Source organism: Streptococcus sp. VTCC 12886, assembly GCF_049893425.1.
Taxonomy (GTDB): Bacteria; Bacillota; Bacilli; order Lactobacillales; family Streptococcaceae; genus Streptococcus; species Streptococcus suis_AA.
In genome coordinates this window covers 14,203-27,297 of sequence record NZ_JBMVJB010000029.1, presented here as the reverse complement: position 1 = coordinate 27,297, position 13,095 = coordinate 14,203, and the positions used below count along the sequence as shown (strand labels likewise).

The window sequence follows — 13,095 nt, the reverse complement described above, 5'->3', positions numbered from 1 at the left end:
AGAAGCTATTTTCAACCAGTTGTTTTTGAAAAGCGGAACAGATGACGATATATGATTTTTTGGGGGAACTATGATACACACTAGACGTTACATCAACAAAGCGAAATACGCACCAAGAATAACCGACTCATTAAAACCGTTGGATGTTGCGGAGTTGCTAAAAGAAAAAATTGACTGCAATAACATCTCGTTTGAGGTTGTCAGCTTATTAACTGGAATATCTGTGAGACGTGTCGAGCGGATATATCGAAATGACTTACCAAAGGAAGATGAGATAGTTAGTATTTTAGAATGGGTGGGGAAAGAGGGAAGAGAATGAGGGAACTTGACTTAATTAAACAAAGGTTGAAATTGAACATTAGAGAGTATACGAAAATTATCGAAAAAGATAATCGTAGCGTCACACGATTAAAAAGGCTGGGCATTGAAATCCGTAGGGATATGCTGATGGTAGAAGATAATTATTGGGAGTATCTATTGATGGAGGTGAAAGAATGAAAGGTATTAAAGTAATTGACATCGGTAGCAATCCTGAAGAAACTCAATTCGGAACATGCGAACTTTGTTTTAGCTATGGCATAGCAGACAATCCATACATGGTTTTAGAGTTTCCAGACGGAACGCAAGTTACACTAGAAACTTACCATTGGGACTGGGGAGACTATTATGAGTCCAGTGTAGATAATGTCGTTGATTTTTCTGCTTGGTGGAGTGAGCAAGAGTTGTCAGACGTGGAAGTTGAAGCGTTGAAAAATGATGGTAATTATACGCTGATTGGATTGATAGATGAGTATAACTGGCAATTGGAGGGAACAGATGAATAACACAATTGAAAATGTAAAGATAAGCAATACTTTCTTGGGCAGGGAAGACCATGGAATTTTAACTTGTTATCTGACTGTTGAGGGAGATGTTGTGTTAGAAAACGGATGGAGAAAGATTGCTGTTTCGTTTGGCACGCAGGAGATTGAAGAAAATTATGGAGATATTACTATTTGTCAAGGGTTCAATTTAATTCTTGGCGGAGGTTATCCCGAAGCTGTCATGAGTAAGCATGAAATAATTGGGAATGTATATCAGAATCCGGAATTATTGGAGGAATTAAATGTTTGATAAAGAAGTTGAAAAATATTTACTAGAATTAAGAGATGTATTATGTGATGAAAGAATTGCTGAATACTGCATTGAAAATGGTATAGCTTGGTCTGACTCAGCAATGACAGGTAGCCCAGTAGAAATTCTACTTTTGGCTAAAGAGCTGATAGAGTACGGAATGATGGAAAAATTAGGAGTGTTACTGGTTGATGTGCCAGAACCAAACAAATATAAGTATAGCTATCTCGAATTTAACCATTATAAAAATAATTTTAGAATCGAATACACTGATGCGTCAATGATTGTATCTCAATTCGGATTTAAATGCACACAGGAAGAAGCTAAAAAATACCCACAGTTTCGGTGGGTATCGTTGGAGGAATTGAAATGACTGAAAAATTAGGTGTGTTACTGGTCGATGTGCCAAAACCGAGGTTGTTTCGATATACATACATAATAGATGTAAAATTATTTGGCAAGCCTGCTTACGCTACAAACGAATCGGATGATTGGGAAGATGTAATAGACGTAGCCTACAAATGCACACAAGATGAAGCAAAAAAATACCCACAGTTTCGGTGGGTAGCATTGGAGGAATTATGAACGAATTGACACTACGTGAGATACGATTAAAACTAGGCATGACTATGGATGAAATGGCTGAGGAAATTAATGTTCCAAAATCCTCTTACACTTATTGGGAAAGCAGAAACAGAACTCCCGAAGGAGCAATGCAGAAAGTCCACGAGCTGTATGACAATGCAAAAGAACACATTGAAGATGATGGTATAGATATTGTCGAAAAAATAGGAACTATAAAGCGACACTATAAGCTGTCATACGATAGTGTTGCTCAATTAGTTGGAGCAAAATATGGGTCGTCAGTTGTACATTGGCTGAACGGCATCCAACCACGAGTTAAATACATGATTAGAATCAACGAGCTTTACTATAGTATTGTCGAAAAGAAACGCAAGGCGAAAACTGGAAGCAAAGCGACTTTCTGTCAAATCAATCCACTTGATAGAGAGTCGTGGAAAGTTAAAATGGAGAACCAAGTTATCGTGTGGAAATAAAAAAGCCAGCACTGCACGTACTGACTGCGATGTAATAACCCTAAACTATTATATCACAGAAAGGTATGCAGATGACTTTTTTTCCTGAAATAAATGTAGAAAAAACTAAAGCGAACGCAAAAAGAAAACTTAGAGAATACCCTCGTTGGAGGAGGGTAGCGAACGATGTAGATGGCCAGAAAATAACAGCTACATATACATTTGAGCCAAGACAAGCTCATGGAAATCCAAGTAAGCCAGTCGAACGATTGGCAATCACTCGAATAGATGCAGAATCAGAGCTTGAAGCAATTGAGTATGCGATTAATAATCTACTCAATCCTACACACAGACGTATACTGTACGAAAAGTATCTTTATGCTGGGAAGCGTTATGATTTTGAGATATACAACGACTTATATTTGTCAGAGGCTAGCTTTTACATCGAACTAAGTGATGCTTTGTTATCGTTTGCAGAACAATACAGAAATGGAAGTTTGTTGGTTAAAAAATAGAGTTTTTATCAAGAATCCAAAAGTTTTTATGTAGTTCGTTCGTGTTTTTCCGTGATAAACTAATATCATCAGATACTGAGAAGAGATAGATATTTTTATTTTTCAGTCATTAATTGACGTTCAACTCCTTATGAAAATCGAACTCGGTATCTGTTTCTTAAAATATTAATGAGGTTGATAGTCATATTCCTTCCAGTGACGACTGGTAAAAAAGATGTATAGATCGGCTGTATAGTTTGTGCGTGCATAACCATAACAGATTGACTTACTAAACTTAATAACTATGATGTTACCGAATGGTTAGCATTAGTATCCCTGTGGGGACAAATTGCGCATCATATGTTATGAGGTAGGAACATGAGCCGTGATTGGAAAACGGTAGAGGTAGCTCCTTGACTAAGTCTCATTCTAGGCGGAGACACTATAGTATGTGCAGGTTCGATTCCTGCTGTTCCCATTTAAAAACTAGCAATAATAAAACATTTTAATAAGGACCCATTGACCGTGTTTTGCTAGTATCATGCGAGGGACCAAATATTTAACTCAGAGAGACCGCAGATGTGGTCTTTTTGTATTTTATGATGGGAGGTGATGATATTGGCAAAAACAAAGCGCGGTAGACCAACTAAAATGACGCAAGGAACACTACGGAAATTGGAAGAGTTGTTTTTAAAGGGATTGAGCGATGAAGAAGCTTGTCTTTTGGCTGATATAGGAACCACAACCCTTTATGATTATTGCAAGGAAAATCCTGTATTTTCGGAGCGAAAAGAGTTACTTAAACAACGTGTGAAAACACGGGCAAAACTTAATATATCGAAAGCAATTGACGACGGGGACATAGACTTATCAAAATGGTATTTGGAACGTCGAGATAACGATTTTAAAACAAAACAAGCAGTGACACATGATGGTGAAGTCAATATCAACCAAACCAACCCATTTGCTGACTTGACAACGGATGAGTTAAGGAAGTTGATTGATGATGGATAGAACAGCAATCAAGCAACAAGCGCGTTTTGAGTTAGCACGTCGTGATTTCTTTTATTATTGTCAACTAATGGCAGGTGATTTTTATAAAACGGATAGGACTTATCTAAAACAGCTGTGTGACAGTTTTCAAGGCTTTATGTCAGATGATGAGCACAATGTTTTAGTTGTGAATATCGGCCCTCGTCATGGTAAATCTCGTACGGCTGGAATGTTTGTGCAGTGGTTGCTTGGGAATGACAATAGTAAGAAAATCATGACAGGCTCATACAATGACACGCTGTCAACAGTATTTTCAAAGTCAGTCAGAAATGCTATACAAGAGACAAAGGCAGATGATTCGATCACGGTCTTTTCTGATATATTCCCCGAAACTAAAATAAAGCATGGCGATGGGGCAATGAATTTGTGGTCTTTAGAAAAAGGGTACAATAACTATTTGGCGACATCTCCTGGAGGTACTGCTACAGGTTTTGGTGCGGATGTAATTATCATAGATGACTTGATCAAGAGCGCCCTAGAAGCCAATAACACCAATATCCTTGAAGGGCATTGGGAGTGGTTTACGAACACAATGCTGTCACGTCTAGAAGAGGGTGGCAAACTTATTATCATCATGACACGCTGGCATTCTGAGGACTTGGCAGGCAAGGCTTTGAGTAAATTGCCTGAATCAGGGTATAGTGTCAAGCATGTTAGCATAAAGACCTATGATGAAGAAACAGATAGCATGCTATGTGAAGAAGTGCTAAGTAAAGAATCTTATTTCCGCAAGGTCAAAGCCATGGGGGCTGATATTGCATCGGCAAACTATCAACAAGAACCTATTGACATCAAGGGCAGACTGTACAGTGAGTTTAAAACTTATGTTGACAAGCCGACATTTAAGCGTATCAGTGCCTACACGGACACGGCAGACACAGGCAAGGACTATCTTGCAAGCTACATCTATGGCGAAACGATGGACAAAGAAGCTTATATATTAGATGTTGTTTTTACAAAAGAACCTATGGAAGTAACAGAGCCTTTGCTGGCTAGAAAATTGACTGAGAACGAGGTCAATTTATGCTGGATTGAGTCAAACAATGGCGGTCGAGGGTTTGCCAGGAATGTAGAGCGACTGATGAAAGAAAAACATGGAACGAATTATACTGCCGTCAAATGGTTTCACCAGTCGAAAAATAAACAAGCCCGTATCTTAACCAATGCAACGTGGCTGATGGAACACGTCTATTTCCCAGACGGATGGCGCAACCGATGGCCAGAATTGTATCAAAGTCTTATGACTTATCAAAGAGAGGGCAAGAATGCTCACGATGATGCACAGGATGCCTTGACGGGTATCGCAGAAAAAATTACAGCTAATTCTGGCTGGCTTGTTTAGGAGGAGAAATGTTACAAACAGATAATATGTCGACACTTGTTGCCGAAGTGAAAAGGCTGGTCTCAAATGACCGTGGAAGCAAGCTCAAGCAAGAGATGCAGACGGGCATCAATTACTATGAAGGCAAGCACGATATTGCTAATTATCGGCTTTTTTACTTTAACAACGAAGGCGAAATCGTCGAAGAAAAACACAGAAGTAACACACGGATTGCTCATCAATATTTTACGGAGTTAGTTGACCAGAAAGTACAGTATCTACTGTCCAATCCAATTGAAGTTACGACTGAGCAAACTGGATTGCAGGAATATCTTGATGAATACATCAACGAAGACTTTCAGCTCATGTTGCAAGAATTAGTCGAGGGAGCGAGTCAGAAATCATACGAGTATGCCTTTTGGAAAATTGATACTGACAATCGTTTGCGGTTTAAAACTGCTGATGCTCTCAAAATCATTCCAATCTACGACGAATTTTACAACATCGACCAGATCATTTATTACTATGATGACCAGATTGTTAAGGATAACAAACAAAAGACTGTGACTAAAATCCAATTGTGGACCAAAGAAGAAGTCTTTTATTTTGTACAAGAAGATGGTCAAGCGGTCAAGTTGGACAATTCGGCTGAATACAACCCTAAACCACATTTACTAGCTCAAAAGGGAGAGGATAAGTTTGGTAAAGGCTACGGTCGTGTGCCATTTATTTGTCTACAAAACAATCGAAGCAAGACTAATGACTTGCAACCTATCAAAGACCTTATCGATGACTACGACATGATGGCTTGTGCATTGTCAAATAACTTGATTGACTTTGACCACCCAATTTATGCAGTTAGAGGATACGAGGGCGACAACCTGTCTACCTTAGTCACAAACCTCAAGACCAAGAAGACCGTGGGAGTTGGCGAAAATGGTGGTATTGATGTCATCACAACCAATATCCCTGTTGAGGCTCGTAGGACTAAACTTGAGATAGATAAGGAGGCTATCTATAAGTTTGGTATGGGCTTTGATAGCTCGCAGACAGGCGATGGGAATATCACAAATGTAGTTATCAAATCAAGATACAGCCTACTCGATTTAAAATGCAACAAGATTGAAGTCCGCTTGCGTGCAGTCATCAAAGAGATGTTACAACTGATTGTGGAAAACATCAACGAATTGCATGGTAAAGATTATGATGCTAGTAAAGTTGAAGTCGCAATTACAAGAGACGTCATGGCTAATAAAGCAGATAATGCTACGATTGCTAAGACGGAAGCTGAAACCAATCAAGTTTTGATTAACAATATCATGACTGCTGCACCTCGGCTTGATGACCGAACTGTTTTGGAATTGCTAGCAGGCATCTTGGAAGTTGACCCAGGCGAAGTCGAGAAAGCACTGGAAGAACAAGGGTATCAAACTGATTTTAACCAGTTTACGGAGGTGACGGGTGACGAAGCTGAACAAATTCCAACAGGAAATAGAGAACCTGTTGCAGAAAGCGGACAAAGCAACGGACAAACGACTCTATAACCTCTACATTGATACGATTAAGGACTTGAAAAAGTCTTTACTTGTTGATTACCAGCGGTTGGATAACTTAACGTCTTCTCAAAAGGTCAAATTAAGCCAAATGAGCACGCTTTTAGAGCAGTTAGACCAATCAGCAGATAAGTTAAAAAAAGGGCTTAGAAGTGAAATTACAGGGCATTTAATTGACACAGGGAAAATCGCTTATAACGAACTGTTTTACGAGTTCGAGGGCGGACATGGTGGGATTAACTTTGCCATGTTAAAAGAAGAAGAACTAAGAACAATCATTGAAACGCCCGTGGCAAACTTCAAACTATCTGAACGCTTGAACGATGGGGTTGTGGAACGGTTGCGAAACAATATCAAGGACGACCTCAACCGTATCTTTTTGCACGGGGCGAGTTATGCTCAGGCATCCGCTAGATTGGCAGAACAGGGATATAGTTCCTATCGTCGGGCTATGACGATCACTAGGACAGAAGCTGGCCGGGTACAGGCCGTAACTAGAGAGAAGGCTCAATTGGAAGCTAGAAACCTGGGTATTGAGTTTGACAAAGTTTGGGTAGCAACTTTGGACGGTCGCACAAGGCACAATCACGCAGAATTGGACGGCGCAAAGGCTGACAAGGACGGTTATTTTGAGATTAACGGTCTACGGACGAAACAACCGCATATGTTTGGTTTCGCAAGCGAAGATGTCAACTGTAGATGCCGGACAATCTCACGGCTTAAAGACGATGACACATTGCTATCAAGGCGAGATAATGAGACTGGTAAGATTATCGAGTACAGAAATTATCGAGAGTGGGCTAGGGCTAAAGGATGTGAAATTCCTAAGAAACCTAATAAAAAAATAGTTAAAGTTAAACAGGCTGAAAATAAAACATCAGAAACTGTTACGTACTCTTTTGAAAATCACAAAGATGCTGAAGTTCATGCGATGGCTAATGGTGTGCAATATGCTGATTTTAGTAAAATGAAACCTGAGTGGTACAATGCTATCTTAAAACACTTGGATAAGTTGCCTATTGATGCACGGCCTGTCGTTCTTACTGATACGAGGACATTGCAGAGGTTGACCGAACGGAATCTCGGTCGTAGTGCAAAGAGCTACTACGGTATCACTCAATACATGTCGGGTGAACTTCGTAAAATAGATGGAGAATTGGTTCAGTTTCGCGATGGTTCATGGGTTGGCTTTAACTCGGTGTCGTTCAAAACGCTTGACGCTATGGAAAAAGCAAAGGCTTCAATAGAAAAAGCTTATTTTGAGAAAACAGGCAAAAATTGGTCATTGTTGAAAACTGCAGATGACACTATTGCTCATGAATTTGGACATGTCCTAGATAATTACAAAAATGCTAGTGATAATTGGCAGTGGAAAAACATCGCTAAACAGTGGTATAACGAGAGTGAATCAGACCACTTAAAAATACCATCTGAGGCATGGGCAGATGCAGTTGGTCTTAAGTGGAATGGTCTTGCAGTTCCTGACTATGTTGAAGAATACATGGAAAAATACTCAATCGACAACTTTAATAATAAAAATTTATTTAAGTCGACAACTTCATAATACATAGAGAAATTCTAAGTGCTTTTTTTGTTGCAAAAAATAGAGGAGAAAAAAATGGAAAAACAAGTTATTATCTTTTTAAAGAATGGCGAAACATTATTATTTCAAGATGTAAGTAATATGGATGTGACTGATAAGCACATTGCTTTTGATTACTTTGGCAAAAGTACAAACCAAGAAAAAAGTGGGGCGTTCTTTTTTGACACTATTGCAGGTTGGTCTGCATCAGCGCAACTTTTCAAATAGGAGGTGGTCACTCATCTTGACAGTAGGAAAGACTGCATTAATTACATAACCTAACCGCATGGAAATCCATACGGTTTTCTTTTTGCCCTCAATGGGAGACGGTTCGATTCCGTCCGCTAGGTTGTGGTGGTTCGAATCCACCGACTTGGATAGCGGTTCGATTCCGCTAGAGGGCTTACCCAAATTGTTACAGGGTATATTGTGACAACTCCCACAGGGGGAGAGCCCCTAATAAAATCTATGGAGGTAACCAACAATGGATTGGTTGAAAGAACTTATTGAGAAACATACTGTAGACGGAAAAACGGAAATTGATGCGGTCATGAACGCATTTAAAGAAGAGTTTCCGAAACACGCTGTCCCTAAAGATGTCTACAACGAGCAAGCTGAAAAGCTAAAAGTGGCTAACAGCACGCTGGACACGTTGAAGAAATCAAACAAGGATAACGACGAATTGCAGAATGAACTCAAGGCATACAAGGATAAAGTATCACAACTAGAAGCTGACGTGAAAGAAACAGCTAAGAAACAGACTATTAAAGATGCTCTTTCTAGTGCTAAAGCGACTGATTTGGATTATCTTATGTACAAACTTGGTGATGTGGAATTGGCAGAAGATGGTAGCATCAAGGACCTTGACAGTAAAATCAAGGAGTTGCAGACTAATCACCCTACATTCTTCAAAACCACGGAGCCTGAACAAACTGATAACGGCTTTAAAACTTTAGGTGGGGTGGATATTCCACCGGGTGGAAAAATTGACCCATCAAAATCACTGACTGCTGACTTTGAATCAGCTGTATTCGGAAAATAACTTTTCAAGGAGAAAAAATAAATGGCAAACACACTAGAATATTCAAAAATTTTTCAACCAGTTCTTGACAAACAAATCGTGCAAGAATCAACGACAGGTTGGATGGAAGTAAATAGTAAATTAGTACAATACAATGGCGGTAACGAAGTAAAATTGCCGTCAATCGTTATGGATGGTCTTGCAGATTATGATCGTTCTTCTGGCTATGTTGATGGTGCTGTGACGCTTACATGGGATACCTACAAACTCACACAAGATCGTGGTCGTAAATTCCAATTGGACGCTATGGACGTTGACGAAACAAACTTTGTAGCAACTGCTGGAACGGTCATGGGCGAATTCCAACGCACTTTAGTTGTACCTGAAATTGATGCTTATCGCTACTCTGCTATTGCTGCCAAAGCTATTGCAGTTGGTCAAACTCGTACTGCTGCAATCACAGACGCAAACATCTTGACTGAGCTTTTAAAAGACATTGCAACAGTAAAAGAGATTGTTGGGAATACTGCCAAGCTCAAAATTACCATGTCTGAAACTATGTTGACTAATCTTGGACTTGATGACAAAGCATCTAAACGTATGTCAACGGCCACAGTTCCGGCTGGTGAAGTGGCAACTGTTGTAACTAAAATTGACGGCCACGAAATTGTGCCAACACAACAATCATTGCTTCAAACTGCGTTTAAATTTAATGATGGCAAGACTAGTGGACAAGAAGTAGGTGGCTTTGTGGCTGACCCGTTAGCAAAAGCCGTTAACTGGCTTATCGTTGCAGAAAATGCACCTATTGCAGTATCTAAAACAGACGTAGTACGTGTATTTGATCCAATGACTAACCAACGTGCAAACGCTTGGGATATGGACTATCGCAAGTACCATGACATCTGGATTCCAAAATCAAAAGAGAAGTCAATCTTTGCTAACACAGTAGCCTAGGAGGTAGCTCATGCGTAAATTTAAACGCTTGAACGTCATCAAAGAGACGGATAACGATTTGGTTGCTGACCGGCTCATCGAAGCAGGATTTGAAGAAGTAGCAGGGGATATTGAGCCAGAAACCGCGGAAGAATTGTCCCGTGATGAAGTAAAAGCTCAATTGGATGAAGCTGGTATTGAGTATGCAAAAAATGCAAAGACGGAAACATTGCTTGAAATTTTGGAAGCATCGAAACTAGGGGAGTAGTCTGCTACTCTCCTTTTTAATTGGAGGTATGTATGATTATTAACCTGGAAGAAGCATTGAAACTTGATGCAGATGCAACACAGGAAACGTGTGATGGGCTAGAAACAATGGTCAGAAAGTTGACCAATAACAATTTTCAGTTGATTAAGTTCCGCATTCGTGGTTTGCGATTATCTGGAAACACAATCAAAGCTAGTAGTGGGCGTTTGGATATATTTAAAGCTGGCGACACCATCGAAATCAATGGAACAGACTACAACAATGGTCTATACGTTGTTGAGAGCGTCTCTGGTGATGTAATTACTATCCGTGGAGATTTTATCACAGAAACCAATTTAGGGGCTATAGCAACGAAAGTGAGCTACCCTGCGGACGTGCTGACAGGTATCAAGAAATTGATCGCTTATGATGCCAAAATGCGTGATAAAGCTGGTATCAAATCCGAAACCGTAGCACGTTGGTCTGTGACCTACTACGACGTGACGGCTACTGAAAGTTCGGAGGGATATCCAGTCAGCATGCTTGGTTTTTTGGACAAGTATCGAAAGTTGAGGTGGTCGTGATGTTGACATTTTATCTTTTTAAAACTATAGCGAATGGTGAAAACGAACTAGGTCAAGAAATCTTTGAGTATAAGAAAGTAGCTGACTTTACTGGTTATATGGACATGCTTGGTGGGAATGAATCAACGGACAAGTTAGCCTATCTTGCAGACAGCACCCACATTATCTTGACTAAGGATATGACAGTCAACGCCGAAATTGAAGACAAAATCGAAGCCAATGGAAAGTCCTACGAAGTAACTTACGTTGATAATCCAGTAAATATTGGACATCATCTGGAAATATATGTCAAAGGTGTCCACTGATGACATTTGTAGATAATTCAGAGGCAGTAAAAAGAGAACTTGAACGTGCTGCTATTAGAGGTCTTATTAAGGTGGCAATGTTGGTCGAAAGCCAAGCTGTGTTATTGGTCCCTGTTAATACAGGTGCCCTACGAAACAGTATTGGCTATAAGGTCAATGAGAGCGAGTTAGCAGCTTATATAGGTACTAATTGTGAGTATGCTATCTATGTGGAATTTGGTACTGGTGAATTTGCTGAAAACGGGAACGGTCGCAAAGGTGGTTGGGTCTATAAAACGCCAAATGGCGAGGTACGCTTTACCTACGGAATGCCTTCACAACCATACCTACGACCAGCTTTTAGACAAAACCAGAAAGCCATAAGAGACATCTTAGCAGACTGTTTAAGAGAGTTGGGAGGATAGATGAAAGAAGTTATCAAAACAATCTTAAAAGAGCTGAAAACTGTCCACAGTGAGAGCTACTACATCAAAAACTCTGCTAAGACTGTTAAATATCCCTATGTGGTCTTTTCGACTAGCTTGACCAATATTGACCGTCACGCAGATGGTTGTTACTTAGATGTGGATGTTTTTTGTAACAAAGGACTGGATCAGGTCGAAATAGAAACATTATCCGAGAGCATCAAAATGCACTTTAGACATTTTGACATAATGCTCGAGGATTGCTACATACGAACGCAATTTCAAGCGATGCAGACAGTACCGACCAATTTGGACGACTTGCAACGACGGAATTTGCGTTTTTATATTAAATTAGATTGGAGAAAATAAATGGATAAAACAGCTGTAAAACGCACTGGCTATACTGCCAGCACCCCAAAACATTACTTAATTAATGCGGGTGCTATTTATAAAAACTTGACTTGGAATCCAACAGGGGGTCAAGATAGCGCCGGACAGTGGGAAGGCGAATTACTAGGTGCTACCGCAGGTGGTAACAAAGTAACGGTTGAAGTCAATTATCGCGTAATCGAAATAGACGGTGCGCTTACACCAGCCGTTGGGCAAAAAATCATCGAGAGTCAGACGGCTAAGATTGAAACGAACGTCAAGGAATTGACTGCTGAGAATATTCGCTTGTCTATTAACGGGGAAATCAAAGAAGCTGATGGTACAACTGCACCAACGGGTTACAAAGTTATTTCCGGAAAATCAAAACTCGAAAATACAGATTATATCGAAAACCTCGGTATTGTAGGCACGATGTCTGGTACGAACGATCCAATCATCGTCATTATTGATAACGCACTTTGTACTTCCGGTCTTGACTTTGAGACAAAAGATAATGATGAAGCAGTCATCGCTATGACTTTTGAAGCTCATGCCGACGAGGATAAAATTGACGATTTGAGTTTACCGTGCCGGATCTACTTCCCGAACATTGTTTAATAGGAGGCCCGAATGTCTGAAAAATTAGAAATGCGTGAGCTAAATGGTGGAGACATCTTTACGATGTTATCCATCATTGGAAAACTCGACATTAAAGAAGAAGTTGTTAGTTTAATCGAACGACAACAGAGCACCGGAAAAGACGTCATTGCATTGGCTGACCACAAAAAGAAAAAGCTGACCAAAAAAGAGCAAGAAGTTACGGAAACCGAATATCAAAAACGTGGTATGGTTTTAGTAACTGATATTGGCTTTGCAATCTTACGTCATGTTAACGATGCGAAAGCTGACATCAACAAATTTTTGGCTGACCTAACTGGTACGAGTCAAAAGGAAATTGAATCATTGAGTATGCTAGACTACTCAAAATTATTGATTGATTTTGGCAAAAAGGCGGAACTCAAAGATTTTTTCCAATCTATTGCTTCGCTGTTGGGCTAGACATCCATAAATTAAGA

Annotated in this window: 22 protein-coding genes; all 22 read left to right on the top strand. The window is 39.9% G+C overall.

Annotated features, from left to right (window positions below; translation table 11 throughout):
• Positions 1-70: 70 nt before the first annotated feature.
• Entirely contained in the window at positions 71-319 is a 249-nt protein-coding gene (locus tag ACPC57_RS08890) for a hypothetical protein (RefSeq protein ID WP_434066788.1), read from the top strand.
• Positions 316-498 (top strand): hypothetical protein, encoded by a 183-nt coding sequence (locus ACPC57_RS08885; protein ID WP_434066787.1) that lies wholly within the window; start codon positions 316-318, stop codon positions 496-498. The genes ACPC57_RS08890 and ACPC57_RS08885 overlap by 4 nt, the downstream gene beginning before the upstream one ends.
• On the top strand, positions 495-824 hold the full coding sequence (locus ACPC57_RS08880; protein ID WP_434066786.1) for a hypothetical protein: 330 nt from the start codon (positions 495-497) through the stop codon (positions 822-824). Before ACPC57_RS08885 ends, ACPC57_RS08880 begins: the two co-directional genes overlap by 4 nt.
• Entirely contained in the window at positions 817-1,113 is a 297-nt protein-coding gene (locus ACPC57_RS08875) for a hypothetical protein (protein ID WP_434066785.1), read from the top strand. The genes ACPC57_RS08880 and ACPC57_RS08875 overlap by 8 nt, the downstream gene beginning before the upstream one ends.
• Positions 1,106-1,486 (top strand): hypothetical protein, encoded by a 381-nt coding sequence (locus ACPC57_RS08870; protein ID WP_434066784.1) that lies wholly within the window; start codon positions 1,106-1,108, stop codon positions 1,484-1,486. The genes ACPC57_RS08875 and ACPC57_RS08870 overlap by 8 nt, the downstream gene beginning before the upstream one ends.
• The gene (locus ACPC57_RS08865; RefSeq protein WP_434066783.1) at positions 1,483-1,698 is read left to right on the top strand and encodes a hypothetical protein; all 216 of its coding nucleotides are present in this window, start codon (positions 1,483-1,485) and stop codon (positions 1,696-1,698) included. The genes ACPC57_RS08870 and ACPC57_RS08865 overlap by 4 nt, the downstream gene beginning before the upstream one ends.
• Complete coding sequence (locus ACPC57_RS08860) at positions 1,695-2,171, top strand: helix-turn-helix domain-containing protein (protein WP_434066782.1); 477 nt, start codon at positions 1,695-1,697, stop codon at positions 2,169-2,171. The genes ACPC57_RS08865 and ACPC57_RS08860 overlap by 4 nt, the downstream gene beginning before the upstream one ends.
• 71 nt (positions 2,172-2,242) lie before the next feature.
• Complete coding sequence (locus tag ACPC57_RS08855; protein ID WP_434066781.1) at positions 2,243-2,665, top strand: ArpU family phage packaging/lysis transcriptional regulator; 423 nt, start codon at positions 2,243-2,245, stop codon at positions 2,663-2,665.
• 591 nt (positions 2,666-3,256) lie between these two features.
• A complete protein-coding gene (locus ACPC57_RS08850; RefSeq protein ID WP_434066780.1) occupies positions 3,257-3,658 on the top strand; it encodes a hypothetical protein in 402 nt (133 codons plus the stop codon).
• On the top strand, positions 3,648-5,039 hold the full coding sequence (terL, locus tag ACPC57_RS08845; RefSeq protein WP_434066779.1) for a phage terminase large subunit: 1,392 nt from the start codon (positions 3,648-3,650) through the stop codon (positions 5,037-5,039). The genes ACPC57_RS08850 and terL overlap by 11 nt, the downstream gene beginning before the upstream one ends.
• Before the next feature lie 8 nt (positions 5,040-5,047).
• On the top strand, positions 5,048-6,562 hold the full coding sequence (locus ACPC57_RS08840) for a phage portal protein (RefSeq protein WP_434066778.1): 1,515 nt from the start codon (positions 5,048-5,050) through the stop codon (positions 6,560-6,562).
• Positions 6,522-8,135 (top strand): phage minor head protein, encoded by a 1,614-nt coding sequence (locus ACPC57_RS08835; RefSeq protein WP_434066777.1) that lies wholly within the window; start codon positions 6,522-6,524, stop codon positions 8,133-8,135. The genes ACPC57_RS08840 and ACPC57_RS08835 overlap by 41 nt, the downstream gene beginning before the upstream one ends.
• Before the next feature lie 54 nt (positions 8,136-8,189).
• On the top strand, positions 8,190-8,381 hold the full coding sequence (locus tag ACPC57_RS08830) for a hypothetical protein (RefSeq protein WP_434066776.1): 192 nt from the start codon (positions 8,190-8,192) through the stop codon (positions 8,379-8,381).
• Positions 8,382-8,637: 256 nt separating this feature from the next.
• The gene (locus ACPC57_RS08825) at positions 8,638-9,195 is read left to right on the top strand and encodes a phage scaffolding protein (protein ID WP_434066775.1); all 558 of its coding nucleotides are present in this window, start codon (positions 8,638-8,640) and stop codon (positions 9,193-9,195) included.
• A 21-nt stretch (positions 9,196-9,216) separates the two neighbouring features.
• Positions 9,217-10,131, top strand: coding sequence for a hypothetical protein (locus tag ACPC57_RS08820; RefSeq protein ID WP_434066774.1), 915 nt, complete (start codon positions 9,217-9,219; stop codon positions 10,129-10,131).
• A 10-nt stretch (positions 10,132-10,141) separates the two neighbouring features.
• Positions 10,142-10,378: a hypothetical protein gene (locus ACPC57_RS08815; protein ID WP_434066773.1), complete on the top strand. Its 237-nt coding sequence runs from the start codon at positions 10,142-10,144 to the stop codon at positions 10,376-10,378.
• Between the two features lie 32 nt (positions 10,379-10,410).
• Positions 10,411-10,941 carry a hypothetical protein gene (locus ACPC57_RS08810; RefSeq protein WP_434066772.1) on the top strand — a complete coding sequence of 177 codons (531 nt, stop codon included), beginning with the start codon at positions 10,411-10,413 and terminating at the stop codon, positions 10,939-10,941.
• Positions 10,941-11,246, top strand: coding sequence for a phage head-tail adapter protein (locus tag ACPC57_RS08805; protein WP_434066771.1), 306 nt, complete (start codon positions 10,941-10,943; stop codon positions 11,244-11,246). Before ACPC57_RS08810 ends, ACPC57_RS08805 begins: the two co-directional genes overlap by 1 nt.
• Positions 11,246-11,650 carry an HK97-gp10 family putative phage morphogenesis protein gene (locus ACPC57_RS08800; protein WP_434066770.1) on the top strand — a complete coding sequence of 135 codons (405 nt, stop codon included), beginning with the start codon at positions 11,246-11,248 and terminating at the stop codon, positions 11,648-11,650. Before ACPC57_RS08805 ends, ACPC57_RS08800 begins: the two co-directional genes overlap by 1 nt.
• Entirely contained in the window at positions 11,651-12,019 is a 369-nt protein-coding gene (locus tag ACPC57_RS08795) for a hypothetical protein (RefSeq protein ID WP_434066769.1), read from the top strand.
• On the top strand, positions 12,020-12,637 hold the full coding sequence (locus tag ACPC57_RS08790) for a hypothetical protein (protein ID WP_434066768.1): 618 nt from the start codon (positions 12,020-12,022) through the stop codon (positions 12,635-12,637).
• A gap of 12 nt (positions 12,638-12,649) precedes the next feature.
• Positions 12,650-13,078 carry a hypothetical protein gene (locus ACPC57_RS08785; protein WP_434066767.1) on the top strand — a complete coding sequence of 143 codons (429 nt, stop codon included), beginning with the start codon at positions 12,650-12,652 and terminating at the stop codon, positions 13,076-13,078.
• Positions 13,079-13,095 lie beyond the last annotated feature (17 nt).